This window comes from Acinetobacter sp. Tol 5 (genome assembly GCF_019702905.1).
Lineage (GTDB): Bacteria > Pseudomonadota > Gammaproteobacteria > Pseudomonadales > Moraxellaceae > Acinetobacter > Acinetobacter bereziniae.
This window is the reverse complement of sequence record NZ_AP024708.1, coordinates 2,922,551-2,948,109: the sequence shown is the minus strand read 5'-3', so window position 1 is coordinate 2,948,109 and position 25,559 is coordinate 2,922,551. Positions and strand designations below refer to the sequence as shown.

At 40.1% G+C, this 25,559-nt stretch carries 21 protein-coding genes; 12 read left to right on the top strand and 9 right to left on the bottom strand.

The window, feature by feature from the left end; translation table 11 throughout:
- Positions 1–313 precede the first annotated feature (313 nt).
- The 3 genes from TOL5_RS13700 (at position 314) to TOL5_RS13690 (ending at position 2,325) form a co-directional block, all read left to right on the top strand.
- Positions 314–922, top strand: coding sequence for a TetR/AcrR family transcriptional regulator (locus TOL5_RS13700; RefSeq protein WP_221260405.1), 609 nt, complete (start codon positions 314–316; stop codon positions 920–922).
- Positions 923–926: 4 nt separating this feature from the next.
- Complete coding sequence (locus tag TOL5_RS13695) at positions 927–1,904, top strand: zinc-binding dehydrogenase (RefSeq protein WP_139421225.1); 978 nt, start codon at positions 927–929, stop codon at positions 1,902–1,904.
- 64 nt (positions 1,905–1,968) lie between these two features.
- The gene (locus TOL5_RS13690; protein ID WP_004831305.1) at positions 1,969–2,325 is read left to right on the top strand and encodes a DUF1304 domain-containing protein; all 357 of its coding nucleotides are present in this window, start codon (positions 1,969–1,971) and stop codon (positions 2,323–2,325) included.
- 95 nt (positions 2,326–2,420) lie between these two features.
- Here the strand turns inward: TOL5_RS13690 and TOL5_RS13685 are convergent, their stop codons facing one another.
- From TOL5_RS13685 to TOL5_RS13675, 3 genes are all read right to left on the bottom strand, one after another.
- The gene (locus TOL5_RS13685; RefSeq protein ID WP_005029817.1) at positions 2,421–3,077 is read right to left on the bottom strand and encodes a hypothetical protein; all 657 of its coding nucleotides are present in this window, start codon (positions 3,075–3,077) and stop codon (positions 2,421–2,423) included.
- A 69-nt stretch (positions 3,078–3,146) separates the two neighbouring features.
- Entirely contained in the window at positions 3,147–4,676 is a 1,530-nt protein-coding gene (locus TOL5_RS13680; protein WP_139421223.1) for an alkaline phosphatase, read from the bottom strand.
- A gap of 15 nt (positions 4,677–4,691) precedes the next feature.
- Positions 4,692–6,281: an alkaline phosphatase gene (locus tag TOL5_RS13675; RefSeq protein WP_121774227.1), complete on the bottom strand. Its 1,590-nt coding sequence runs from the start codon at positions 6,279–6,281 to the stop codon at positions 4,692–4,694.
- Positions 6,282–6,922: 641 nt separating this feature from the next.
- Between TOL5_RS13675 and TOL5_RS13670 the strand changes: the two genes are divergently transcribed.
- The 8 genes from TOL5_RS13670 to TOL5_RS13635 all read left to right on the top strand — a co-directional run bounded on the left by TOL5_RS13670 (position 6,923) and on the right by TOL5_RS13635 (position 16,808).
- Positions 6,923–7,600: a GntR family transcriptional regulator gene (locus TOL5_RS13670; protein ID WP_121774228.1), complete on the top strand. Its 678-nt coding sequence runs from the start codon at positions 6,923–6,925 to the stop codon at positions 7,598–7,600.
- Positions 7,601–7,676: 76 nt separating this feature from the next.
- Positions 7,677–9,002 (top strand): NAD(P)/FAD-dependent oxidoreductase, encoded by a 1,326-nt coding sequence (locus TOL5_RS13665; protein ID WP_121774229.1) that lies wholly within the window; start codon positions 7,677–7,679, stop codon positions 9,000–9,002.
- Between the two features lie 191 nt (positions 9,003–9,193).
- Complete coding sequence (locus TOL5_RS13660) at positions 9,194–10,522, top strand: MFS transporter (RefSeq protein WP_121774230.1); 1,329 nt, start codon at positions 9,194–9,196, stop codon at positions 10,520–10,522.
- A 71-nt stretch (positions 10,523–10,593) separates the two neighbouring features.
- Positions 10,594–11,499 carry a dihydrodipicolinate synthase family protein gene (locus TOL5_RS13655; RefSeq protein ID WP_121774231.1) on the top strand — a complete coding sequence of 302 codons (906 nt, stop codon included), beginning with the start codon at positions 10,594–10,596 and terminating at the stop codon, positions 11,497–11,499.
- Complete coding sequence (locus TOL5_RS13650; protein WP_221260404.1) at positions 11,499–12,995, top strand: aldehyde dehydrogenase; 1,497 nt, start codon at positions 11,499–11,501, stop codon at positions 12,993–12,995. Before TOL5_RS13655 ends, TOL5_RS13650 begins: the two co-directional genes overlap by 1 nt.
- Before the next feature lie 157 nt (positions 12,996–13,152).
- Positions 13,153–14,349 carry a hypothetical protein gene (locus tag TOL5_RS13645; RefSeq protein ID WP_221260403.1) on the top strand — a complete coding sequence of 399 codons (1,197 nt, stop codon included), beginning with the start codon at positions 13,153–13,155 and terminating at the stop codon, positions 14,347–14,349.
- A 75-nt stretch (positions 14,350–14,424) separates the two neighbouring features.
- Positions 14,425–15,312 carry an aromatic amino acid DMT transporter YddG gene (gene yddG / locus TOL5_RS13640; protein ID WP_171496503.1) on the top strand — a complete coding sequence of 296 codons (888 nt, stop codon included), beginning with the start codon at positions 14,425–14,427 and terminating at the stop codon, positions 15,310–15,312.
- A gap of 167 nt (positions 15,313–15,479) precedes the next feature.
- Entirely contained in the window at positions 15,480–16,808 is a 1,329-nt protein-coding gene (locus tag TOL5_RS13635) for an MFS transporter (protein WP_035300375.1), read from the top strand.
- 123 nt (positions 16,809–16,931) lie between these two features.
- Here the strand turns inward: TOL5_RS13635 and yddG (TOL5_RS13630) are convergent, their stop codons facing one another.
- Entirely contained in the window at positions 16,932–17,852 is a 921-nt protein-coding gene (gene yddG, locus TOL5_RS13630) for an aromatic amino acid DMT transporter YddG (RefSeq protein WP_121774234.1), read from the bottom strand.
- A gap of 194 nt (positions 17,853–18,046) precedes the next feature.
- Positions 18,047–19,102, bottom strand: coding sequence for a GlxA family transcriptional regulator (locus tag TOL5_RS13625; RefSeq protein ID WP_100884939.1), 1,056 nt, complete (start codon positions 19,100–19,102; stop codon positions 18,047–18,049).
- Positions 19,103–19,367: 265 nt separating this feature from the next.
- Between TOL5_RS13625 and TOL5_RS13620 the strand changes: the two genes are divergently transcribed.
- Positions 19,368–20,120, top strand: coding sequence for an IclR family transcriptional regulator (locus TOL5_RS13620; protein WP_046759840.1), 753 nt, complete (start codon positions 19,368–19,370; stop codon positions 20,118–20,120).
- 362 nt (positions 20,121–20,482) lie between these two features.
- Here TOL5_RS13620 and TOL5_RS13615 read toward each other — a convergent pair whose 3' ends face one another.
- The 4 genes from TOL5_RS13615 to TOL5_RS13600 all read right to left on the bottom strand — a co-directional run bounded on the left by TOL5_RS13615 (position 20,483) and on the right by TOL5_RS13600 (position 25,519).
- On the bottom strand, positions 20,483–21,979 hold the full coding sequence (locus TOL5_RS13615) for a CoA-acylating methylmalonate-semialdehyde dehydrogenase (RefSeq protein WP_151781147.1): 1,497 nt from the start codon (positions 21,977–21,979) through the stop codon (positions 20,483–20,485).
- A gap of 46 nt (positions 21,980–22,025) precedes the next feature.
- Complete coding sequence (locus TOL5_RS13610; RefSeq protein ID WP_151781146.1) at positions 22,026–23,186, bottom strand: iron-containing alcohol dehydrogenase; 1,161 nt, start codon at positions 23,184–23,186, stop codon at positions 22,026–22,028.
- 32 nt (positions 23,187–23,218) lie between these two features.
- Positions 23,219–24,610 carry a GntP family permease gene (locus TOL5_RS13605; protein ID WP_004831296.1) on the bottom strand — a complete coding sequence of 464 codons (1,392 nt, stop codon included), beginning with the start codon at positions 24,608–24,610 and terminating at the stop codon, positions 23,219–23,221.
- A 516-nt stretch (positions 24,611–25,126) separates the two neighbouring features.
- Positions 25,127–25,519, bottom strand: a complete 393-nt coding sequence (locus tag TOL5_RS13600) for a hypothetical protein (RefSeq protein ID WP_005029804.1) — start codon at positions 25,517–25,519, stop codon at positions 25,127–25,129.
- Between the last annotated feature and the right edge of the window lie 40 nt (positions 25,520–25,559).

The window sequence follows — 25,559 nt, the reverse complement described above, 5'->3', positions numbered from 1 at the left end:
AAAATTAATAAATATCAATTGATTATAATTTTAGGTTTTTTGTTGAGTTTATGTGTTGGCTAATCATGAATAAAGTGTATAAAAAATGCTGTCATTGTGTAATAAATTTAATGTTTAAAAAATAGTCTAAAAATGTATAGAAGTAATACTGACCAGCAGAAGAGGGAAGTGAATTTGTCAGTTTAAAACTAAAAATTAAATAAATATCATGTAATTAGTTATGAATTAACTATTTGTACCGATTAAAAATTGCAATACTACACCACAAATAAATCCACTAGACGACTGGTCTATTACTGGTTATAGTGTAGCCATGAAAAGATCAGATAAAAGTGAAGCAACTCGACAACATATTCTCAACACCAGTTATAAATTAGTGTTACATAATGGTTTTGTTGGAGTGGGCTTACAGGAAATTTTAAAGACTTGTGACGTTCCGAAAGGATCGTTTTATCATTATTTTGCCTCCAAAGAGGCATTTGGATGCGAGCTTTTAAAGCAATATCTCGCTAATTATAAAGTCAAAATAGATGAGCTTATGCAGATAGAACAGGGCAATGCATATGCGCGTTTAGTGGCACTTTGGCAAGCATGGATTGATGACCCAAGCCATGATGATGGTGGTTGGGCTGAAAACTGTTTAATTGTAAAACTTGCAGCTGAGGTCTCAGATTTATCTGAAGATATGCGTCAAATTTTAAATTTTGGCGTAAGCAAGCTGACACAACGCATTACGAATTTACTTCGAGAAGGGCAACAAGATGGTTCAATTCCAATACATATTGAACCTGAAAAAATGGCACAAACCATGTATCAGCTCTGGTTGGGTGCAGCCTTATTGGCAAGACTCGCACAAGATAAACAACCGCTTTATCTTGCATTGGAAACAACACAGCAATTACTAAAACCATTAAAGGATTGAACAAATGCAAAGTATTATCCACCGTAATTTTGGCGAACCAGTTGATGTATTAGAGTCAGCGGAAATGCCTAAACCTGAACCGAAAGCAGGTGAAGTTCGTATTAAAATGATTTTATCACCCATCCATAATCATGATGTATGGACGGTAAGAGGTAATTATGGCTACAAGCCTACACTTCCAGCAATTGGAGGAAGTGAAGGTGTCGGCGTCATTGATGCTTTGGGTGAGGGGGTAGAACAACTATCGTTAGGACAACGTGTTGCTGTTGCAGCTGTGCATGGCAGTTGGGCAGAGTATTTTATTGCACCCGCACATGGTGTGGTTCCATTAGTAGATACAATTGACGATGAAACAGCGGCTCAATTGATTGGTATGCCAATCAGCGCATTGATGTTGCTAGATTTTATAGATCTTCAAAAAGATCATTGGTTGATTCAAAATACTGCCAATGGTGCTGTAGGCAAAACAGTTGCCATGATTGCACAGGCTCGTGGTCAAAAAGTCATTCACTTGGTTCGCCGTAGGGAAGCTATTGCAGAAATGAATGCTTTGGGTATTGAAAACGTTGTTGCTACAGATCAGGCAGATTGGAAACAACAAGTCAAAGCAATCCATGCAGATCAGCCTTTGATGGCTGGGGTAGATTCAATTGGTGGTAAAGCCAGTGGTGAAATGTTGGCTCTACTCAGTGAAAATAGTGTCTTGGTTTCTTTCGGAAGCATGACTGGGGAGCTGATGCAGATCTCTTCGGGTGATTTGATTTTTAAACAAGCTGTAGTGAAAGGTTTTTGGGCAAGTGTAGTGAACAAGCAGTTGTCTAAAGAACGTAAAAAAGCTTTGATTGTTGAATTATTGACGCTTGCCGCTCAGAAAAAATTAGTACTCCCAGTTGAAGGCATATTTAGTTTTGATCAAATTAAACAAGCTGCGTCAAAAGCCACTCAAGGCGCGCGTCAAGGTAAAGTACTGTTAAAGCCATAATCGTATCTGACATAGATCGGCAGTAGTGCTGATCTATTACCATATTTAAAAATAAGGAAAAAACATGGTTGGACAAATTTTAGTCGGTTTAATTGCACTGTTGCATGTGTATATTCTGGTGTTGGAAATGTTTTTATGGGATAAAGCTTATGGGTTAAAAGCATTTGGCAACACTTTAGAGAAAGCACAACTGACCAAAGTGATGGCGCAAAATCAAGGTCTGTATAATGGTTTTCTTGCTGCTGGTTTATTTTGGTCTTTATGTGCACCTGAAATCTATGCAACTGCGTTGGCGAATTTCTTTCTCGCTTGTGTATTGGTAGCAGGTATTTATGGTGGACTGACTGCCAGTAAAAAAATTATTTATATACAAGCAATCCCAGCGCTATTGGCATTGCTTGCGGTAAATTTAAATTTTTAAAGTAAGGATAGTGTGTACAGTTTTGTAGGTTTGAGAATAATTCGAGCTAAGCTATTTATCTCGTTAAGTTTATTGAATCTATGCTTTAGCCAAAATCAATCCCCAAAATCTGCATATTCCTTCGAGATGAATTTGCCATATTGAGTCCATGGTGGCGTAATATTCACTTGTTGGATGTGGGTTTTGGTCAAGCTGTAACTTTGCCCATTTAAGCTGCGAATATCGATGATCAGCGCTAAATTATTTTTATTGTCCCATTTTACTTTAATCTTATTTTTTGCATTTTGGCTCTCATACCATGTATAGCCATTACCTTGTTGAGTGATTTTCATTTTTTTCACTGATCTGGAATCAAAAATGGAAAAGACACAAGTCCAGCAGTTGGTCAAACCCAGCATTTCAATATCTACAGTTTGTAAATGAATGACAGTTTTATCCTCAGGCAAAACCAAATTGAGTCGTGTTGATTTTTTATTGTCGAGAAAATAATGTTGTGCCGTTTCAGATAAATCTAGGTGTTTATGGCTGGGTTTATTTTTAGCATTGGTTGAATGTTGATGATGTTTTGGAAGCACTCGCTCAAGCCAAACATTATTTTGATCACGATACATGTGTTCTTGAAATACTGAAGTGTGGGTAACACCATCATTGCCAATCACTTGAGACTCTCGGCTAATGGTCGCTTTAAGCACTGGTGCGGCTTGAACAGTGTGGATGAAGAAGATAAGTAAAACAGTGATAATGAAACGCATAAATAACCCTGTATAAGCAAGAAAACCTCAGCTAGATACACCTCGCTGAGGTTTTAAATAGATCAAAATTTAGAACCCAAAAGCTTCTTTTAATTTGCTAAAGACCCAAGTGTTATCACGTGTTCCTTTAAATATCGATGAACCTGCACCCTCTGCATATAGCATGACATCACCACCACCATGGGTTTCAGAACCAGGTGCACCCATGCGAATCCCAACTTCTTGTAGATAATCATCAGAAGCAGCATCTTGTTCAGAAATGTTGACACGAGAAGTCGGACGAGGACCACCACCATTACCAAATACCAGTACTGATCCATTATTGCCATTTACATCAAGGGCAGGAGCATGTGGTTTTCCATCCGCCAAAATGCGATTTGGTGCGGCAGCTGTGTTGGCAACAGCATATAAATAACTTAAGCCTAAAATCCCCGGATTAGTCGTTGTAGTTTTTCCTGTACGGGCGTTGTAGCCATTAAAGGTTAGGGTATGGTCATGGTCTGCTGTGACCACGATTAAGGTGTTTTTGAGATCAGGATCAGTTTGTTTCACTTTGTCTAAAGCGGCTTTGATCGCATTATCAAAGGCGATAGTGTCTTGTAGTGAACGTTTGGCATTAGTGCCATGCAGGGCATGGTCAATACGACCGCCTTCGACCATCAAAAAATAACCCTTGTCGCCACTTTGTGCCTGTAGCATCTCAAGTGATTTTACGGTCATTTCTGCAAGACTAGGTTGATCTGGTGCCTTACCATTCAAACGATCCAGATCATAGGCAAGGTGAGAGGTTGCCGTATAAAGTCCAATATATTTTTTGTTGAGTGGCGCAGATTGCATTTCGGCTTTGTTTGCAGCAACGGTATAACCTTTTGCCGACAGTTCACTTAATAAATTACGTCCATCAATACGCCCTCTGCTATTGCTAGGGCTGTATGGGGTAAAGTGATTACGACCACCGCCCATCAATACATCCACACCATCAAGTAGTTTGCTGTTGTAGCCAGCTCCACCAGGAATAATTTGACGGGCAATTTCAAACTGGGCATTTCGATTACATACATGTGCAAAAGTTGCAGCAGGGGTTGCATGGGTCAGTTCAGTTGTGGTAATTGCTCCAACTTTTTTGCCTTTGGCTTTTGCCAATTCAAGAATTGTCATTGCAGCTGTACCTGCCGCAGTGCTTGAACCAGGTTCTGGACAACGATTTACAGCATTCCGAACGCTTGTCCCATCAGGTGCTTTACCTGCTGCTGGTTCAACGGCTACGGTACCAGGACTCATCCCAATCACTTCATTACGGGTTTTCTGTCCTGTCATGTAGGCTGCCATTGAAGGTGCGCTATCCGTCGTTTGTCCATCTTCAGAAAAGGTTTTGATACGCACAGCACGGCTAAATGTATCCATGGTGAGTTTACCTGATTCACCATAAGCATATATTCGACTGGCAGTGACCACGGTTGGTCCCATACCATCACCTAGAAAGAAAATCACATTTTTGGCTTCACCCGCAGCTTGAACAGACATACTACTCAGTAATAATGTGGTAGCAATGATGGACGACCCAAGGTTAATTTTGTCTCGTTTTATATTTTTTGACATGGTTATATTCCTTGTTTATAGACCAATGGCTTTTCGAATACGTTGAAACACTTCAGTATTTTCAAGGCTGCCGTAAAAGTTTTCAGATCCAGCTCCTATTGCACCTAAAAATACATCTGTTCCTCCATGTGTTTCGTCATCAGCGAAACCTGTTTGAACGACGGCTTCTTGTTGAAAGTCATCTGAGGCAACCCCTGTACACCAGCCAACAGTACTGATGTCTGTACCGAGACTGTCTTTATAGTTTCCAATAGGTCCTTTGACTGGATTACAAATATCGTTGTCGACGAGCACACCACGTGGTTCTTTACGATCAAAATCAAGGCGTTTTTTACCTGTACCAAATCCGATAATGGCATACGGATTTCCGTTAATATCTTTTGCTACACCTTCACCGTTATAGTTTTTAACCAGTCCAAGAACACTGGTTTCGCCACCTTTAACATATTTCCCTGTACGCTTTGCATAGCCATTCAGAACCATTGTATGGTCATGGTCAGCAGTGACGACGATCAATGTATTCTTGAGTTCAGGGTCTGTTTTTTTCATTTTTTCAATTGCAGTTTTAATTGCATTATCAAATGCCACAGTGTCTTGAAGTCCTCGTTTTGCATTGGTGTCATGCAGTGCATGGTCAATACGTCCACCTTCTACCATCAAGAAAAAGCTTTTATTTTTAGCTTGTAGTACATCAATCGCTTTGCTGGTAAGGTCGGCAAGACTTGGTTCATCAATTTTTTTATTCACTCGATCAAGGTCATAATTGAGATGGCTGGAATTAAATAAGCCTAAAAGTTTTTGAGTTTTGCTTGGATCGACTTTTGCAAAATCAGTTCCATTTGCAACAAAGTTATAACCTTGCTTTTGCATTTCCTGAATAAGATCACGACCATCGGCACGTCTTCCACCCGCAGTGGTAGGTTTAAATTGTCTTAAACCACCACCGAGAATGACATCAACACCATCTTTGAGCTTAGTGTTATATGCTGCATAACCTGTGCCTTTGCCCCCTGGAACCAGTTGTGCTGCAATATCGTTTTCTGCATCACGGTGACAAACATGAGCATATGTGGTTGCAGGCGTAGCATGAGTAACACGTGTTGTGGTAACAATGCCTGTTCCCATTCCTTTTGACTTGGCAAGTTCAAGTAGGGTTTCTGCTGGTTTTTTATCTTTATTGTCGGCAGCACTGTCGCAGTTACTTGTTCCATTGCTATTGGGTGGTGTCGCAACAGTACCTGTCTGCATTGAAATGACTTCATTTTTCATTTTTACGCCTGTCATATAGGCAGCCATAGATGGTGCACTATCTGTAACTTGACCATCTTCAGAAAAGGTCCGTACAAAAGCTGATTCTGGTAAGCGATCAATGGTTAAATCGCCATCTTCTCCCACTGAATAGATGCGTGCAGCGGTTAAGGTGGTGATGCCCATCCCATCACCTAAGAAGAAAATGACATTCTTCGTCGTTGGTTTTACTGGTGTAACCACTTGCGGATTATCTTTGTCATTGTCCGAGCAAGCTGTAATGGTTGTACCGCCGAGGATTGCTAACAAGCTGAATGCGAGAAGTTTTTTCCTCTTGGTCATTTTTAGAAAGAACATAGATCAAATACCCTTTGAATAATAATAGTGGCTTTTTTTTGTTCAATTTGAGTCTAGTCACGGATCATGACATTTTTATTTCTATGTTTAGAATTTCTTAAAAATGACTAATTTGTAATTTAACTATGATGTCTTCATATGGTGTCTTCAAAATTAAAAAATGAACGATGATGATGACGTAATAAATGAAGTTGTTTCGTCACTCAAATGATGATTGTAGGGAGGAAATGGATTCAAACTAAAATCTTTTCACTTTCATTATTATTGAATACCAATACGCATTGATCTTGAATAATGCTTTTGAGGTGGATTCATGTAAGTTACTAAATCCTCAATAGAATCAATCTTGTTTGAAATGATTATGTATGACCTTTCTGGGTTTTATCTTTCAGCATGACCTTATATAAGATTTATTATAAGTATTAGATATTTATGAATAATTTTAAGTGTTGTTTAATTTTTCCGATTTGCTACATAAAAAATATATGAGTCGAGTAAATTTCTTATATTTTCTGTCCTTTTTATTATCTTTTGCATTGTCGACGCATTGTATGATTTGAAAAAGTGGAGATTATACAAAGTGTCGACACAACTTGAATAGTTTAACAATCACATTAAGTTGAGGGGCGCAGAGGTTTTTTATGGACAAGAAAATACGTTTAGCCGAAACACTAAAACGCCGAATCATTAGCATGGAATTAGCGCCAGGTGCTGTTGTCGATGAAGTGGCGCTAAGTGAAGAGTTTGGTCTGTCTCGTTCGCCGGTCAGAGAACTTTTAAGGCAAATGGCTGCTGAAGGATACTTAGAACTTGAGGCAAATCGTGCAACACGTGTGTCTTCAATGAGCCATCAGTCGCTTCGAAATTTTTTCTTGGCTGCGCCCTTAATTTATATTTCGACCACACAATTAGCAGCCATCAATGCGACACAAATTGAAATTCAGCAACTGAAACAGATTCAGCAGTGCTTTCGAGAAGCGATTGATCAAGGCAATATAGAAGGGCGAGTTTACTATAACAATCAATTTCATTTGGAAATTGGCAGGATTGCAAATAACACATATTTATTACCAAGTTTGGAACGTTTACTGATTGATCATGCTCGTTTAGGCAAAATCTTTTATCGCTCGCCAACTACAGAGGATATGCAAGAAGATTTGAATACGGCGGTTTTACAACATGAGCAAATCATTGAAGCAATTGAAGCTCACAATGCAGGTGAAGCAGGTGAGATCATTAGATTGCATATGGATTTGTCTCGCCGTCGAATGACTGAATATGTTGTGCCTGTGGGCATAGAAGTACCCGTTTCATATTGATCAACGAAAGATTTAAACATATCTGCTCACTTCACAGTGGAATATGAAGTGAATATATCAATGGAGTTTGATAAAGATGACAAAAGTCACCGCCTTACCCGCAGATGATCAGCAATGCGCTTGGTATCATTTGAGCCATCAAAGGCAAGTTAAAGCACGCCATACAGGCAAAAGTACTGCGAGATGGGCTGTGATTGGTGCGGGATATACTGGACTGGCAGCAGCAAGACGTTTGGCTGAACATTTTCCTCATGATGAAGTGATTTTAATTGAAGCACAGGAAGTCGGATATGGTACAGCAGGACGCAATGCAGGCTTTGCGATAGATCTGCCTCACGATATTGGCGCAGAAGATTATATCGGTGATATCGAAATTGCCAAAACAACCTTAAAGCTCAATGTACTGGGTCAATCACTACTTCAAACACAGGTAAAAACGCATGGCATTGATTGTCATATGCGCAGTAGTGGTAAATATCAAGGTGCAGTTGAAAACCGCGGTATAGCAGTACTCGAGGCATACCAGCGTGGCTTAGATAAGCTCGGGCAAGATTATCAAGTGATCAGTGAACAGGATTTGCCGAATCACATTGGAACCTCATTTTATAAAAAGGCATTGTTTACCCCAGGAACGATTTTATTACAGCCATCGGCATTGGTAAAAGGTTTGGCGGACAGTCTGCCTTCCAATGTCACTCTGTATGAGAATACAGCAATTACTGAAGTTGAATATGGGGATAAAGTTGTTCTAAAACATGAAAATGGACTAATCATTGTTGACAAGCTAATCCTTGCCAATAATGCTTTTGGGCAACGATTTGGTTTTTCACAGATTCAACGCACCATGTTGCCGGTTTTTCTCTATGCCAGCATGACACGACCTTTGACAGAAACTGAACAAGCTCAACTGGGTGGTAAAGATTTCTGGGGCGTGATTCCTTCTGATCCTTTTGGGAGTACTGTACGCCGTACTCATGATCATCGTATTTTGATGCGAAACAGTTTTAGTTTTAATCCCAACGGTCAACCTAAGCCACATTGCTTAAAACGTTTTCTACAACGCCATGAACAGTCTTTTAAGAACAGATTCCCCATGTTACCTGCGGTGGATTTTGAATATACATGGAGTGGTTCACTGGCGCTTTCACAAAATCATAAAGGCTTTTTTGGGCAGTTAGCGCCAAATGTCTTTGGTGCACTATGTTGCAATGGACTGGGCATTACACGTGGTACGGTGACAGGAACATTGTTGGCAGATTGGCTTGCAGGTGAACGGAGTGAATTAATTGACTTTTTACTGGCAACGTCTGGACCGAATAAAGTTCCACCAGAACCCTTTTTATCCATAGGTGTAAATGCAACCCTATGGTGGGGGCAAATGAAAGCTGGATTGGAGAGTTAATATGTCAACATCATGAAAGCTTATTTTTAACTTTTGAATTTAAACGATTTAAATTAATTCAGTCCTCCTAAATACAGAAGCATTTCATCGCAGCGAAATTGTTGATTCGATTTTGCAGGCTTTGTTCAGCCTTATTTTGGGAAATGTGTAGGAAGCACACCCTTTCAATATTGGAGGGATCGGAGACAGAGATGACAACTAATAATGTTTCTATAGAAGATGTACCTTTAAATAGGTTTCATCAACTGTTAACCATCCGTACTGGTGGTGGATGGCTATTAGATGGCTATGTACTGAGTATTGTCGGTGTGGCAATGGTACAACTATCTTCAGTATTACAATTGACAAGCTTTTGGCAGGGAATGATTGCAGCCTCGGCTTTGATCGGAATCTTTTTTGGTAGTTTCCTCGGTGGTTGGCTTGGCGGATTAATCGGACGACAAAAACTTTATTTTGTTGCACCGATCTTATTTACCTTGTGTTCTCTAACTCAATATTGGGTCGAGTCAGCAATGATGTTGTTCCTCTGCCGTTTCGTGATTGGTATCGGTGTAGGATTTGAATACACCATTGCAGGGTCATTACTTGCTGAGTTTTTGCCACAACAGTCGCGAGGACCTCGTCTGGCCGTTTTGACCATTTTATGGTTTGTGGGTGCTGCACTGGCTTATATCGTTGGAAACTTGATTTTAAATAGTCACTTTGAAGGTGCTTGGCGTTTGGTACTGGCGAGTCCAGCCGTGATTGGTATCTTACTGATCATTCTGCGGTTAGGTACACCTGAGTCTCCGCGTTGGTTATTGAGCAAAGGGCGTACTGCTGAAGCAGATGCAATTATTAAAAAAGTCTATGGACCTACTTTTTCACTGAATAATCTGCAATCACAAATTTTAGAAAAGAAAATCTCCTTTAGTAGCTTCTTAACTTCTGGTTATGGAACACGGGTGTTTTTTGTTTCTATGTTCTGGGCATGTTCAGTCATTCCTGTCTTTGCCGTGTATGCCTTTGCCCCAAAAGTTCTGGATGCCTTGCATTTAAAAGGTGACTGGGCGGCTTATGGATCAGTAGCGATCACCCTATTGTTTGTCGTGGGTTGTGTGCTTGCGACTCGCCTAATCAATCATATGGGGCGTCGCAGTATGGTCATTCAAAGTTTCCTGTGGTCTGGGTTGGCTTTACTGGGTTTGGGCTTTTTCTCAGAAGCTTCACCCATTCTTATTTTAGTTTTATTTGGACTTTACGCACTGTTCATAGGCGGTGCACAAGTCTTGCAATTTGTTTATCCAAATGAACTGTTTCCTACACAAATACGTCCCATTGGCGTAGGAATCGGCGCTGCTTTCTCTCGGATTGGGGCAGCAATAGGAACATGGTTAGTGCCAATGTCGCTAGATTCAATTGGCATTGGAAACACAATGTATGTGGCAGCGGGTGTCACGCTGTTGGGACTGGTTGTCTCTCTGGCATTTGCACCTGAAACACGTGGAATGAGTTTGGAACAATCCACAACCTTAAATTAGTTCAGAAAACCTTGCCATGATTTGGAACTGAGCACTGGCAAGCATATAACACCTCAAATGGAGAAAAGAACATGAATTTTGACGGCATTTACACACCTGTAATTACCCCATTGACAGCAGATGGCGCAATAGACAAAGCAGCTTTTGCAGATGTTTTAGAATATTTAATCGAGGCAAAAGTACATGGGGTCATTGTTGCTGCAACCACAGGTGAATATTACGCCCATACTGCGCAAGAACGTTATGACTTGGCAAAGTATGCCAAAGAAGTGATTGGTTCACGCGTTCCATTGATGGTGGGAACAGGGGCTATTCGTACCGAAGATTCAATAGAGTTTGCAAAAGTTGCCAAGCAAATTCAAGCCGACAGTATTTTGGTGACGATCCCACCTTATGCATTACCGACTGAAAAAGAAGTCGCTGTTCATGCTTTAAGCATAGACCAAGCAGCAGACTTACCCGTGATGTTTTATAACTACCCAGCACGTATGGGTGTGAGTATGGGGAAAGAATTTTTTGACACAGTTTTTGCTGAATCTAAAAATTTTGTCGGACTGAAAGAGAGTTCTGGTGAGATGAATCAACTACATATGTTGGCACGTCACTATCCAGAGTTGGAAATTTCATGTGGTTGGGATGACCAAGCACTTGAGTTCTTTGCATGGGGAGCACGCAGTTGGACTTGTGCAGGTTCAAATTTTATTCCACGTGAACATATTGCCTTATATGAAGCATGTGTCATTGAAAAAGACTTTGATAAAGGTCGCCGAATTATGGCAGCCATGATGCCGTTGATGGATTTCCTCGAAACAGGTCATTTTATTCAATGTATTAAATACGGTTGTGAATCAAATGGCTTACGTACAGGAAGTGTGCGTGCGCCATTGCAAGATATGGACGCTGAGAAAAAGCAGACCTTCCAAACTATTGTCGCAGAGCTTAAACGTGATGTTGCAGCGATTACAGGAGGTGCGTAATGGCTGAGTTGTTAAGTGCAGCAGAATATCGTGATATTGCACAAAAATTAAAATTGCCAACAATGGCTTTTATCAATCACAAATTTCAAGCTTCTGTTTCAGGAAAAACCTTTAGAACCACCAATCCTGCCACAGGTGAAGTGCTCGCTGAAATTACTGCCTGTAATGAACAGGACGTCAATATTGCTGTTGAGCATGCCAAAGCAGCATTTGAAGATGGACGTTGGAGTAAGCTTTCACCAAATCAGCGCAAACATATTCTCTTCAAATTTGCCGATTTACTTGAAGTGCATACCATTGAACTTGCAGTCATGGAAAGTTTGGATAGTGGTAAACCAATTCGTGAATGTCAGCTCACTGATATTCCTGAAATGATTCATACCATCCGTTGGCATGCTGAATTGATTGATAAAATTTATGATAACACTGCGCCTGTGGGAGCAGATACTCTATCTATTGTTGAGCGTGAGGCAATTGGTGTCGTGGGTTTGGTTTTACCATGGAATTTTCCACTGTTAATGTTGGCTTGGAAAATTGGTCCTGCTTTAGCGGCAGGCTGTTCTGTGGTGGTGAAACCTGCAAAAGAAACAACATTAACGGCATTACGTGTTGCTGAATTGTCTGTTGAATCAGGTCTTCCTGCGGGCGTGTTCAACGTGCTGCCGGGTGGGGGACGCGAAGTTGGTGAACCTATAGGCAGGCATATGGATGTCAGCATGGTCAGCTTCACGGGTTCTACTGAAACAGGTCGCTTATTTCTCCAATATGCATCTGAATCAAATTTAAAACGTGTCGTACTCGAGTGCGGCGGTAAAAATCCTGCTGTGGTGATGAACGATGTTGAAGATTTAGATCAGGTTGCTCAACATATTGTTAATGGGGCTTTCTGGAATATGGGAGAGAACTGTTCAGCCTCGTCACGCCTGATTGTACATCACGATGTCAAAGATGAATTATTAGCTTTGATCGGCGTCCATCTAACGGATTGGAAAATGGGCGATCCGCTTGATCCAGAACATAAATTGGGTGCATTGATTAGCCAGTCCCATTTTGAAAAAGTTAAATCCTATATCGAGCAAGCCAAAGCAGAGAAACTCAAGATTCTACATGGTGGTCAGACTGAAAAAGGAATTTTCGTTGAACCGACCGTGGTAGACGGTGTGAAAGCCACGGATACTTTATTTCAAGAAGAAGTGTTTGGACCTGTGCTTGCCGTGACCACTTTCAACACCATTGAAGAAGCGATTGCTTTGGCAAATAACACAATCTATGGGCTTGCTGGCTCGGTTTATACCAGTAATTTACGTCATGCCATCAAATTGGCGCGAGCGATTCAAGCCGGTGTAGTCACAGTCAATTGTTTTGGTGAAGGGGATATCACCACACCGTTTGGGGGCTATAAGGCGTCTGGCTTTGGTGGACGTGACAAATCCATTTGGGCACATGACCAATACACAGAACTGAAAACAATCTGGATTGATGTTTCAGAAGCTTAATCGGATGACCAACGAGGAATGATGAGTGCTACAACCTTTAATCGTTCCTCATCTTTGATCTGTGGACCAGACAAAAGTATCAACATTTGCATCAGATGCGTTCAAGAATTTTAAAACCATGCTGTTGCGATAAATCATGGAAAGAAAGGAATTAAAAATGCTTAAAACAACAAATACAAGAGCAAGCACAATAGGCTTGGGATTACTGACCTTGGGGATGTCTTTTCCCGTTATGGCAGGGATTACGTTTGGCTCAGCAGAAAGTGAAACAGGTGCATTAACGCTATCTGGTACATTACGCGTCAATTATCAAGACAAAGATTATGGAGAAGTTGCTGCAGATCAGAAGGTAAAACTTGATGCTGCAATTCTTAGACTGGCATATGACGCTCCTGATTGGTTTGGAAAAGCCGAGTATCGTTGCTATCAATATGACACTTTATGTGATTTTTCAGCGCTAATTTATGGCTATGCAGGCTATCGTTTCAATTCAACTGACTATCTTACTGTAGGTTTACAGCCTATACCGTTTGGTCCAAGTCGTTTTTGGGACAGCAGTTTCTATGCCAGTATCAACAATACGCTGGGTCTGCAAGATATACATAATTTAGGTGTGAATTATCATTTTGAAATGCCGTCAGCAACCAAAGTGGATTTGGCTTACTTTGCTACAGATGGAGGCAATTATCATGGTGAGAGTCGAGACTCAGCTCGTTACAGTGCAAATATGGTGACATCCTCTGACCCTTTAAAAATCAACTTGCAAGAAAAGAACATGTGGATGGCACGTGTAGATCAAGATTTAAAATTTTTAAGCCCCTTTTTTAATCATGATGATCTTAAGCTTTCGGCAGGTGCAAGTTATTGGTATTCACAGATTGAGAACCGTAAAACCTCAGAAAATGGCTCAAGAAATACATGGGCACTGTTTAATCGGATTGGTTATAAAAATCTAAATATTGTCATGACGGGTGGAAAACAATCGATCAACAACAAAGATCATCTCAGACCCGACAGCTCTGGTTTTGGTTCTTTTGATAGTGAATATGATATTGCCAATCAAGGTTATTTCTACACAATTGACAGCAGTTATCACTTCGATCATGTGCGTGGCGCTTTGAATTTAATACCATATTGGGTACTCAGTGGGTTTGATAAAAAGCACAAAGAATTTGAAAACTCACAACGAAATATTGTTGGACTGGCTTGGGAGTATAAGAATGCAACGCTATACACCGAATATCTGATCAGTAAGAATGATCCGTTTGTTGGTGGAACAGTCAACTCTTTGGTAAAAGGCGACGATGGTAAATGGAATAAGCTGCTGAATCTGATGTTGGTATACAACTTTTAAATGATTCTAGGGCTGTAAGAATGGCACTTCGGTCAAACAAAAGACCGAGTGTCACAACCTAAACAAGTGATGAAGATGATTGTAAATAGAAGAAATGCAACATTCATAGGACTCATTGCAGTCTTGCTATGGAGTGCAATTGTTGGGCTGATTCGTAGCGTCAGTGAGAGTATGGGAGCAACAGGAGGTGCAGCAATGATATATAGCGTTGCTTCAGTGTTCTTGTTCTTAAGTATTAGATTTCCCAAACTACGAGAATTCCCACGAGCGTACCTAATGTGGGGAAGCCTACTGTTTGTATCTTATGAACTGTGTTTGGCACTGTCGATAGGCTATGCAAATACCAGTCAACAGGCAATCGAGGTCGGAATGGTCAACTATTTATGGCCAGCCTTGACCATGGTTTGTGCCATTTTATTCAATCATCAAAAGTCAAATTTACTGGTTATACCCGGTTTTATCATCGCAATTTTAGGCATTTGTTGGGTTTTAGGTGGAGAGCAGGGACTTGATTTGGTCAGTATCGGGCGAAATATTCAAGATAATCCCTTGAGCTATGGACTGGCATTTATAGGTGCTTTGATTTGGGCTGCCTATTGCACCGTTACAGCAAGAATTGCCAATGGCAAAAATGGAGTCACACTCTTTTTTATGCTTACGGCTGCGGTGTTATGGATTAAATATCTCGCTATGGGTGCAGTACCGATGCACTTTGATTTACATGCGCTGATTTATCTTGTACTTGCTGCGGGGGCAATGGGTTTTGGTTATGCAGCTTGGAATATTGGTATTTTGCATGGCAATGTCACACTTTTGGCTGGTGCTTCTTATTTTATTCCTGTGTTTTCAGCTGCACTTGCGGCAATCGTTTTACAAACGCCGCTTTCACTCTCTTTCTGGCAAGGAGCTGGCATGGTGTGTTTAGGTTCAATTTTATGTTGGTTTGCCACACGCCAGAAGTAACGACTCTTGATTTAAATGAGGTCATAGATCAGAGAAATATTATAACAACTCGTTTTTAAATGGAAAAAAGCTGAATTCCCTAATCTCAGGGATAAAATATAAACTTTGAAATATTTTTATTTCAATTGTTTAGTGGGTTCGGCTTACTTTTAATTAAGGAAGTAACAATGAATAATTCTAACATTTCAGTTGAAGATGTCCCGTTAAATGGATTTCATCAGAGACTTACAGTCTCTGTTGGCGGCGCTTCATTAATGGATGGCTATATACTCAGTATCATTGGTATTGCGTTGGTACAGATGACAGCCAATCTACAACTTACCAACTTTTGGCAAGGGATGATTGCAACTTCGGCACTCCTTGGAATTTTTGCTGGTGGGTTATTTAGTGGTTGGCTCACCGATAAGTTTGGTCGCCGAAAAGTTATATTTGTGGCACCTATTATTTTTTTGATTTGTTCAGTTTTACAATTTTGGACAGACTCACCCATCATGATTTTTATGTTGCGGTTTTTAATCGGGATCGCGATTGCGATTGATTATTCTGCTGCAACCAGTCTGTTTGTAGAGTTTGTTCCCAAAAAATACCGAGGTTCACGTTTAGCCAGCTTTACCATTCTATGGTTTGCAGGTGCAGCAATGGCTTATATTTTTGGCGATATTATTGTTCGTGTCATGGGCAATGAAGGCTGGCGTTGGGCACTTTCTAGCTCAGTTGTCATTGGTGTGATTTTACTTTTATCTCGTCTAGGTACTGTCGAATCAGCGCGTTGGCTGATTACCAAAAATAGAAGTCCTGATGCGGAAGATGTCATCAAAAAGGTATATGGCAATCAATTTTCATTGGCGAATTTACCTAAAGAACCGACTTCTTCAAAACTCTCATTGGCCGATATGTTGCGTATGGGCTATGGCAAGCGTCTCATGTTTGTCATTATATTTTGGACATGCGCCATCATTCCTGTTTTTGCTGTGTATGCTTTTGCTCCAAAAGTGCTTGCAGCGCTGAAGTTAGAAGGAGATTGGGCAGCCTATGGTTCGGTTGCCATCACACTGTTATTTGTCATTGGCTGTATTGTGGGAACCAAGCTGATTGATGTGTTGGGGCGTCGTAAAATGCTGATCCACAGTTTTTTGTGGTCAGGTTTGGCTTTGTTGTTACTGGGTGCATTCTCTGATTCTTCAGAAATGGTGGTATTGGTCTTTTTTGGCGCTTATGCCTTATTGATTGGTGGTGCGCAAGTTTTGGAACTTGTATATCCGAATGAGATTTTTCCGACCGAGTTACGTCCTTATGCAATGGGATGGGCGGTCTCAGCGACACGGATTGGTGCGGCAATAGGAACCTTTCTTGTTCCGATGTCCCTTGAAACCATCGGGATTGGAAATACCATGTATGTTGCTGCGGCGGTAACTTTGGTTGGGCTAATTGTTTCAGTTGCTTGGGCGCCAGAAACCAAATCAAAAGATCTTTCTGAGGCAGCCGCATTGGAATGATATAGAGTGAAGGCTATTGGTAACATGAGCAGGATACAAAATCTTGTATCTTGCTCAGATCAAGGACAATGTTTTATAAATTAAGGTTTGAGCAAAATAAGCTTTTAAAAACAAGCTTTGACTTCAATAGGTTCTTAATTTTTTTAATAAAGGTTTGATTGCAATCCAGTTGCTCGAAATCCAGCAAATAAAGGAGCCCAGTGTCACTAAGCTGGTCCCTTGCCAAAAAGTGATTGGTAATTGAGTATCTAATACAAACATCGCCAAGACTGATGAGACAATCGGTGTAAAGTAGGATGCAACAACAAGAATAGTAATATTGCCGTGAATAATGCCAATATTCCAAGCTGCATAACCTAAACCAACGGCAGCAGCAGCGAATAATAGATATAAGGACAATCCAAGATCAAAATCGGGCATGACCAATTGATCAGTGACTATTAATTTTAACCAGAGGGTGAGTGCAACACCGATAAAGAAAAGTGAGATTGGGTTTTGACCGTTGCTCATTTTTCGGGTGACCACACAGTAAAATGCCCAAATCACTGCGCCTGAAAGTGCTAAAAGATAACTGAGTGGATTATCTTTTAGGTTTGTGACAACACTTTGGACACTAAAAGATCCACTACCTGCTTGAATATAAATAATGCCACTAATTGAAATAAATAAGCCAATTAATATCAAAACATTAAATTTTAATTCTTTAAAGATGACAAAAGCCACAATGGTCAGACTTGGCCATAAATAATTTACAATACTCACTTCAATGGCTTGTTGTGATGTCTTTGAATAGGCGATTGCAAATGAAAAGCACAACTCATAAACAATGAACAGAAATGTAGCAAGAATTAAGTATTTTTTTGAAATCAGTTTAAAGTTGGGAAACCTAAAAATAAGCAGGACGATCAGCGCACTTAAACTATAAATCAGGGTAATACCCATCGCAGGGTCGACAGCAGTACTGATATATTTGACCAAGCCGACCATGGATGCCCACATGAGAATTGCACTTAGGCCGATCAATGTTGCTAAATTTTTAGACATAAAGATTTCAAAAATTGGGTGACGGTAGGCGTAGAGAAGGTAAATATAAATGTAGCCCTACAGAATAGAAAAAAATGACCAAGTAAAATAGAAAGATTAAGACATTATCTAGAATATTTTTACATGAGCGAAGTTTGGAAAATAAAATATTGTAAGTGATTTAAGCGTGTAATCATCTTATAGACAGTCATATTTCATTTCAGTTTGTCTACTCCATGACGGCGTTTTCGATAGGCAAACGGGGTTTCACCATATTGCTTTTTAAACCATAGGATAAAGTGAGAACCGTCGGAAAAGCCACATTCGACTGCAATATTGGTGATATACGCACTGGTGTTTGCAAGTAGTTTTCGAGCGTGTTCTAAGCGCAGTCTGCGCCAGTAATTGGCAGGTGCTTCATTGGTATTTGCTAAAAAGACTCGATTTAACTGTCTCGGGTTGGTATTTACGTGTTCAGCAACTTCTTTTAAGGTCACATGGGCACTTAAATTTTCACTCATAAACGCGATTGCTTTAGACACCATATTATTTTCATAAGTGCTCGGATTGTCTAAAGTGGTTTTTTCTTTGTCTTGTGAATGAAGTGGTTTCTGCTGAATCAGCAAATAATCCAAGGTTTTTTGTGCACGGATTTCACCACAATGGACTCGAATTAAATCAGCCGCTAAATCAATTGCTGTTCCACCCGGACAAGTGAATATGCCATGATCTTCAATATAGGTTTGTTCAATGAGCGTAATGGCTTTGGGAAAAAGCCCGACAAATTCATCTCGGGTCGTAAAATGGATGGCACATTTACGACCGTCAAGTAAGCCGGCATTGCCCAAAACAAAACAACCTGAACACAAAGCAATAATCGGAATCTTGGCAGCATGTATCTCTTTTAAAGCTTCCAGTAAGTATTCTGGAGGTTTGCGAGTTTCACTGAGCAATCCACCTGCAATAACAATATAATCATAGTTTTGTTTGAGCTGTTGGATATCCATTTCTTTGCTTGGGTTGACCGACAAGCCGCAACTGGCATTCACAGGAAGGTTGTTATAGGTCATCCAATCCCATTTACAATAGATTTGCAAACTACGGAAAGATTGATCAGCAGCAAATCTTAAAGATTCGACAAAACCTGAAACGGGCGCCAAAGTGAATTTATCCATGAGGATAAAGCCAACTCGGAGATCAGGCTTAATTTTTGAAAGGTTTTCTGGGGTAGGAGAAACCTCATCATAAGCATTGGAAGATACTTGTTGCATCGTGTTCACCGTCAAATCCATAAGAGCAGTGTGAAGCCAAGATGATTTATTTTATTGATGCTTTGGCTGAAATTAGTTTTTATTTTAACAGGTATAACTGAGAAGCGCTTATAAAAAGATTAAATATAAGTCGTCTATAAGGCGGTTGATGTCTATCTTTGGAATTATTGATAAAACCTCAATTATTATTTATCAGATACAATCTGTTATGATAAACAAAGTGCAGAACATAGACTGACCAGATTGAATTGTTGGGAACATCAGAATGAATAAAAAAGGTTCATCAATTACACGCGTTTTAGACATTATTGAAGCCATATCAACAGCAAAACATCCACCAACACCCCTCGATCTTTCCGTTGAACTGGATATACCAAAACCCAGTATTCATCGCTTACTACAGACACTGGAACAAGAAAAATTCGTTAAAACGGATATGTATGGTGGATATATCTTGGGTGATCGAACCTATAAATTGCTGCTAAGTTCTTGGGAGCAAGAGCCGCGAAAAATGGAACGATTGGCGATATTACAAAAACTCTCAGACCAAATTAATGAGACTTGTGGCATTGCCATCCTAAATAATAATCAAATGTTATATACCGACCGAGTACAAGCCAATTGGCCATTGCAGGTGTATTTACCTGTCGGTTCAACTGTTCCTTTATGGTGTAGTTCAAGTGGAAAACTTTTTTTAAGTTTTCAACCCAGTCAACGTAGAAAAAGTATTTTAGAGCATTTACCGATTACGCAACTCACTCGAAATACCATTACTGACCCAGTATTACTTGAAGAAAATTTAGACCAGATTTATTTAAATAAAATTGGAACAGACAATGAGGAATTTATTTCGGGAATGGTGGCATGTTCAGTACCGATTCAGCGTGGTGATACGATTATTGCCTGTTTATATGTACATGCACCAACCATCCGAAAATCGCTTGAAGATCTGTTGCAGTTTGAACCTTTACTACGTCAAGCAGCGCATGATTTAAATAAATTAATTGAAGTTGCATAAAAAAGCAGGCGATAAAGCCTGCTTTTGTTCAAACAAAGTTAATAGCTGATGTTACGCAGTAACTCTAAAATTAAATTTTGGAGCTAGAAGAATATGGATACGCGAAAACGTCATCCGCAATTGCTTGAGGCAGGACTCCTTCTAATAAGTAAAGTTTCTGCGAAACTTTGAATATTTTGACGATAGTGAACGAGTTCTGCGGATGACAATGGTTTTGGGTACTTTTGACAAAACAAAAGTACCTCGAGCCGAAGGCTATTCCATAAATTTAAACTTTGGATGTAAGACTCCGTCGTGTAAATTTAGCTTTTTCTTTTTCACCTACTTAATTTAAATCAAGTGCGTAACATCAGTTAATAGGATTAATTTAATGTCGGCATCGCAAACTGTGCGCCTTCACGGACATTGGTACTTGGCCAACGTTGAGTAATGGTTTTTCTGCGTGTGTAGAAGCGAGCACCATCTGGACCATATGCATTTAAATCACCAAATAATGAACGTTTCCATCCGCCAAAACTATGATAAGCCACAGGAACTGGAAGCGGAATATTAATACCCACCATACCGACTTTGATGTGATCACTAAAATAGCGGGCAGCTTCACCATCACGAGTATAGATACACGTTCCGTTGCCATACTCATGATCATCAATCAGATTCATGGCTTCTTGCATGGTTTTTACACGAATGACTTGCAGTACTGGACCAAAGATCTCTTCTTTATAACTGGTCATATTGGGCTGAACTTGGTCGATTAATGTTGCACCAACATAAAAACCATTTTCATAGCCAACTGGTGCTGCATTTCGACCATCAACAACAATTTTTGCACCTTGCTGTTCTGCGCTACTGATATAACCCTCAACCTTTGCTTTATGTTGTGCAGTAATGACGGGACCAAAGTCATTGTTTTTGTCGGAGTATGGACCATATTTCAATGTACCGATTTCATTAGAGAGCTTTGAAATCATTTGATCTGCAATCTCATCTCCTACAGCAACCGCTACAGATAATGCCATACAGCGTTCACCTGATGAACCAAAAGCCGCACCAAGTAATGAGTTTACTACATTATCAATATCTGCATCTGGCATAACGATGGCATGGTTTTTGGCGCCGCCCAATGCTTGGCAACGTTTACCTGCCGCTGTTGCGGTTTTATAAATATATTCTGCAATTGGTGTTGAGCCCACAAAACTCACAGCTTGGATACGTGTATCATGCAGTAAAGTATCCACTGCTTCTTTGTCACCATTGACCACATTGAGTACACCATCAGGTAGTCCAGCTTCTTTGAGTAATTGTGCAATATATAAGGTCGAAGATGGGTCACGTTCAGACGGTTTTAAGACAAAGGTATTTCCGCAGACAATCGCCATCGGGAACATCCACAAAGGCACCATCACAGGAAAGTTAAAAGGCGTAATCCCTGCAACCACACCTAAAGGTTGAAATTCGCTCCATGAATCAATTGAAGGTCCTACATTTTTACTAAATTCACCTTTTAAAAACTCTGGTGCGCTACAGGCATACTCGACATTTTCAATGCCACGCTGTAATTCTCCTGCTGCATCGTGCACAATTTTTCCGTGCTCTTCACCAATCAATTGGCAAATTTTTTCAGCATTTTGTTCAAGCAACTCTTTGAATTTGAACATGACACGGGCACGTTTGATCACAGGGGTGTTACGCCATTCAGGAAATGCAGCTTCAGCAGCAGTAATTGCCTCTTCAACTGTTGCTTTGGTCGCTAATGCGACTTCTTTTGTTTGTGTACCAAGTGATGGATTGAAAACAGCTTGAGTTCTGCTGTGTTCAGTATTTAAAGCACCGTTAATAAAATGTCCGATTAATTCCATGTGGGGATATCCTCATTGTGATAAAAAATAGTAAAAGGGCGTTCAATCATGACCAAAGTTTTTGGTAGAGCGAGACCATTTGTTCAACTGTAGGAACAATAGGGTTGTTGGATGGTGAACCAGATGCCAGCGCTTGCTCTGCCATGGTTTGCACTACCTCATCGAAATATTGTTTGTCTACACCAAACTCCGCCAAAGTCGGCACTTTGAGATCGCGATTGATTTCGATTAAAGTATTAATTAGTTTTTGATTTGCCACGTCATTTGAATCATCAAGATGTGCGCAGCCCATTGCTTTAGCGCATTCTGCATAGCGTTCAGGTGCAGCTTGTATTGAAAATTCAGTGATCATCGGCAGCAACATGGCATTGGATAAGCCATGTGGAACATGGAAAAATGCACCAATTGGACGACTCATTCCATGCACTAAAGCGACTGAAGCATTGGAAAAGGCAATGCCTGCAAAAGTAGAGCCCAGCATCATTTTTTCACGAGCTTGTTCGTGATCAGGCTGATGATAAACAACTTGCAAGTTTGGTCCGATGAGTTTCATCGCTGCAATTGCTTGAGCATCACTATATGGTCCGGCTTTCTTACTGACATAGGCTTCAATCGCATGCGTTAATGCATCAATACCAGTATCTGCCGTGGTACGAGCAGGTAAGGACATGGTGAGTTCATAGTCAATGATGGCGGCAACAGGGAGAAATCCTAAACCTGCACAGAGCATTTTTTCACTGGTGAGATCGTTGGTAATGATGGTAAAACGGGTACATTCCGAACCTGTCCCTGCTGTTGTGGGAATGGCAATAATTGGAAGTCCCATTTCATTGACTTGACGAGGAAATTTATAATCCGAAATTTTGCCACCATGTTTGCTCAAAATACTGATCGCTTTTGCACTGTCAATCGGGCTACCACCACCGATCGCAATAATCGCATCGTATTGATGAGTTTGCACATGATGAACGCCAGCTTCGATTGAGCCTGAAGTCGGTTCAGGAATCGTTTCATCAAAATAGTCACTCTCAATTCCGGCTGCCTCAAGAATGTTTTGAATCTGTTGAATATAACCCAACGTAACCATCATTTTATCGGTAATGATCAGTGGCTTTTTTGCACCTAAACTTTCAAGAATCGCCGGGAGCTTCGCTCTGGCATTTTTTCCAACTTCCATAATCCTTGGAAGGTTAATTGAATGAGACATTTTTAATTCCTTTCGTAATGGATGATGTTTTTTTAAAATGAACCGAATAATGTTCCCAATGTGATTACACCGCACAGCGCAATCAGTGGAATAATGACCGCAACCACAAACATGTCGTAATAAGATTGTTTGTGCGTCAAGCCACATAAGGTAATAATGGTAATTACAGCGCCATTATGAGGCAGAGAATCAAGTGCCCCAGAAGCCATAGAAGCGACACGGTGCATAAGTTCTTGAGAAATACCGTGCTCAATCGCAAGGTTTTTATAGGTTTCACCCATGGTATTGAGTGCAATACTTAATCCCCCAGATGCCGAACCTGTGATGCCTGCCAATACGTTGATCACAATGGCTTCCGAGATCAGCGGATTGTTTGGCGCAATGCCGACCAAAAAGTCACGTAAGATAATAAAACCAGCCAATGATGCGATGACCGAACCATAGCCAACTTCCGAGGCAGTATTGAATATGGGTAAAAAGGAAGAGGAAACCCCTTGTTGAATGGAATCTTTAATATCCACAATGGCTTTCCAGTTGAGAACAATAATACTCACACACGCCAAGACTAAGGCACAGATAATTGCCCATAATCCAATCACTGAATTCAATGAAGTATTACCAAACTTATCTGTTGCTAAATAGGCAGTGTCCAGCGAAGGTAAAATCAATTTAGTCAGCACTAAGTTGGTGATAATCACAATTAAAATTGGGGCAAATGCAATGATCAGACTTGGGTTTGATTTCACCAACTTTGTTTCAACATGCATTTCAACATGGTTGCCATAGCCTTCTTTATTGAGGTCTGCTTGTGCAAGACGCTTGTTTAACCACCACATGCCTGTCAGCAAAATAAAAATTGACGCTAAAGTGCCCAGACCCGGTGCGGCATATAGATCGGTATTAAAGAAAGGCATTGGAATCGCATTCTGAATCGCAGGAGTGCCAGGCAGAGCAGTCATGGTAAAGGTGAGCGCACCTAGCATTATCGCTGCTGGAATCAAGCGTTTCGGGATACCAAGTTCTTTAAACAGTGCTGAGGCAATTGGAAATACAGCAAAACCAACTACAAAAAGCGAAACACCGCCATAGGTCAAAATAGCGCAGGACAGCACAATAGATAACATTGCACGACGATGTCCTAATTTATCAACAAAAAAGTTGGCAATGGTTTGGGCTGAACCAGAGTCATCCATTAATTTTCCAAATACTGCACCCAATAAAAACAGTGGAAAATATTTGATGATATAACCGCCTAAACCTGTCATGAACACTTGCGAGTAAAAACCAAGCAACTCATTACTTAATCCACTCCAAGCCACTGCAAATAAAGCGAGTAGTGGAGCAAGTACAATAACGCTAAATCCTTTATAGGCTAAATACATCAGCAACATTAAGGATATGACTATTCCAATTAGTCCGATCATTTTTAAACATCCCATTTATCATTCTATCTATAATGATACGATTCGTATCGTTATTAATGTATATAATTTAATCTTGATGATGTCAACAGAAAATTAAAAACGATTTTTTTCTTATACTGCCGAGATGAGAGAATCAGATTTGAGTACATTTTAAAAATGTTAGATTGTTTTGATGGGTGTGTTATTGCTTGATTTTATGAACAATTTAAAATTTCATATGCAATATAGACATTAAAATGATGTGATTTTTTAATGATCAGTTGTCGTTGAGATCGGAAGTATTGAGAAAAAAACTAAATAAAGAGAGGGTTTTACCATGAGAGGAAATAAATTTATTTTTATGGAGGGTTGAATGCATCGAAGATTGTTTTTTTAAGGGATAAAAAGACAAATACATTTTAAGCCGCAACAACTTTAAATGGCAGTAAAAGAGGAATATCACAAAATAGAGTATGCCCCATATACATTTAGCAGATCAATTAGATACAGGGCATGATTTATTGATGATGGTTATGTTTAAGATAAGAAGGTTTCTTGTAAATAACTCCAGCGCATTTTTCCTTCAATTTCCTCAATCAGTGCACATGAACGGCGAATCAGTACACCCGAAGATTTGGTGTGTTTCTCAGTATAGCTAAGTACGATGGTATCTGAGCTCTGTGTCAGAATTTGCTCATCATAAATTTCAATTTGAAGATCGGGCATCTTTCCTTGATTATTTGCAAACAGCCCTTTGACTTCTTGGAGTTTAATTCGTTTTCCTGCCGCACCGACCATTTCAAAATGATCCGCAAAATAATCAATCAGAAGGGGAAGATCTTGTTCTGAATGTTGTCCAGTAAAAATCTTTTCGATCAATACATGCATTGTATGTATACTTTCGATTGCGTGTTCTTTTAAAAGTGCCATATCCATTTCCGTTGAAAGCTTTTCTCTCTTTTTATTTTAT

Bases quoted from the DNA above. Each gene is read 5' to 3' on its own strand.
- TOL5_RS13700 (WP_221260405.1), top strand. From the start codon at position 314: ATGAAAAGATCAGATAAAAGTGAAGCAACTCGACAACATATTCTCAAC.
- TOL5_RS13695 (WP_139421225.1), top strand. From the start codon at position 927: ATGCAAAGTATTATCCACCGTAATTTTGGCGAACCAGTTGATGTATTA.
- TOL5_RS13690 (WP_004831305.1), top strand. From the start codon at position 1,969: ATGGTTGGACAAATTTTAGTCGGTTTAATTGCACTGTTGCATGTGTAT.
- TOL5_RS13685 (WP_005029817.1), bottom strand. From the start codon at position 3,077: ATGCGTTTCATTATCACTGTTTTACTTATCTTCTTCATCCACACTGTT.
- TOL5_RS13680 (WP_139421223.1), bottom strand. From the start codon at position 4,676: ATGTCAAAAAATATAAAACGAGACAAAATTAACCTTGGGTCGTCCATC.
- TOL5_RS13675 (WP_121774227.1), bottom strand. From the start codon at position 6,281: ATGTTCTTTCTAAAAATGACCAAGAGGAAAAAACTTCTCGCATTCAGC.
- TOL5_RS13670 (WP_121774228.1), top strand. From the start codon at position 6,923: ATGGACAAGAAAATACGTTTAGCCGAAACACTAAAACGCCGAATCATT.
- TOL5_RS13665 (WP_121774229.1), top strand. From the start codon at position 7,677: ATGACAAAAGTCACCGCCTTACCCGCAGATGATCAGCAATGCGCTTGG.
- TOL5_RS13660 (WP_121774230.1), top strand. From the start codon at position 9,194: ATGACAACTAATAATGTTTCTATAGAAGATGTACCTTTAAATAGGTTT.
- TOL5_RS13655 (WP_121774231.1), top strand. From the start codon at position 10,594: ATGAATTTTGACGGCATTTACACACCTGTAATTACCCCATTGACAGCA.
- TOL5_RS13650 (WP_221260404.1), top strand. From the start codon at position 11,499: ATGGCTGAGTTGTTAAGTGCAGCAGAATATCGTGATATTGCACAAAAA.
- TOL5_RS13645 (WP_221260403.1), top strand. From the start codon at position 13,153: ATGCTTAAAACAACAAATACAAGAGCAAGCACAATAGGCTTGGGATTA.
- yddG (WP_171496503.1), top strand. From the start codon at position 14,425: ATGATTGTAAATAGAAGAAATGCAACATTCATAGGACTCATTGCAGTC.
- TOL5_RS13635 (WP_035300375.1), top strand. From the start codon at position 15,480: ATGAATAATTCTAACATTTCAGTTGAAGATGTCCCGTTAAATGGATTT.
- yddG (WP_121774234.1), bottom strand. From the start codon at position 17,852: ATGTCTAAAAATTTAGCAACATTGATCGGCCTAAGTGCAATTCTCATG.
- TOL5_RS13625 (WP_100884939.1), bottom strand. From the start codon at position 19,102: ATGCAACAAGTATCTTCCAATGCTTATGATGAGGTTTCTCCTACCCCA.
- TOL5_RS13620 (WP_046759840.1), top strand. From the start codon at position 19,368: ATGAATAAAAAAGGTTCATCAATTACACGCGTTTTAGACATTATTGAA.
- TOL5_RS13615 (WP_151781147.1), bottom strand. From the start codon at position 21,979: ATGGAATTAATCGGACATTTTATTAACGGTGCTTTAAATACTGAACAC.
- TOL5_RS13610 (WP_151781146.1), bottom strand. From the start codon at position 23,186: ATGTCTCATTCAATTAACCTTCCAAGGATTATGGAAGTTGGAAAAAAT.
- TOL5_RS13605 (WP_004831296.1), bottom strand. From the start codon at position 24,610: ATGATCGGACTAATTGGAATAGTCATATCCTTAATGTTGCTGATGTAT.
- TOL5_RS13600 (WP_005029804.1), bottom strand. From the start codon at position 25,519: ATGGCACTTTTAAAAGAACACGCAATCGAAAGTATACATACAATGCAT.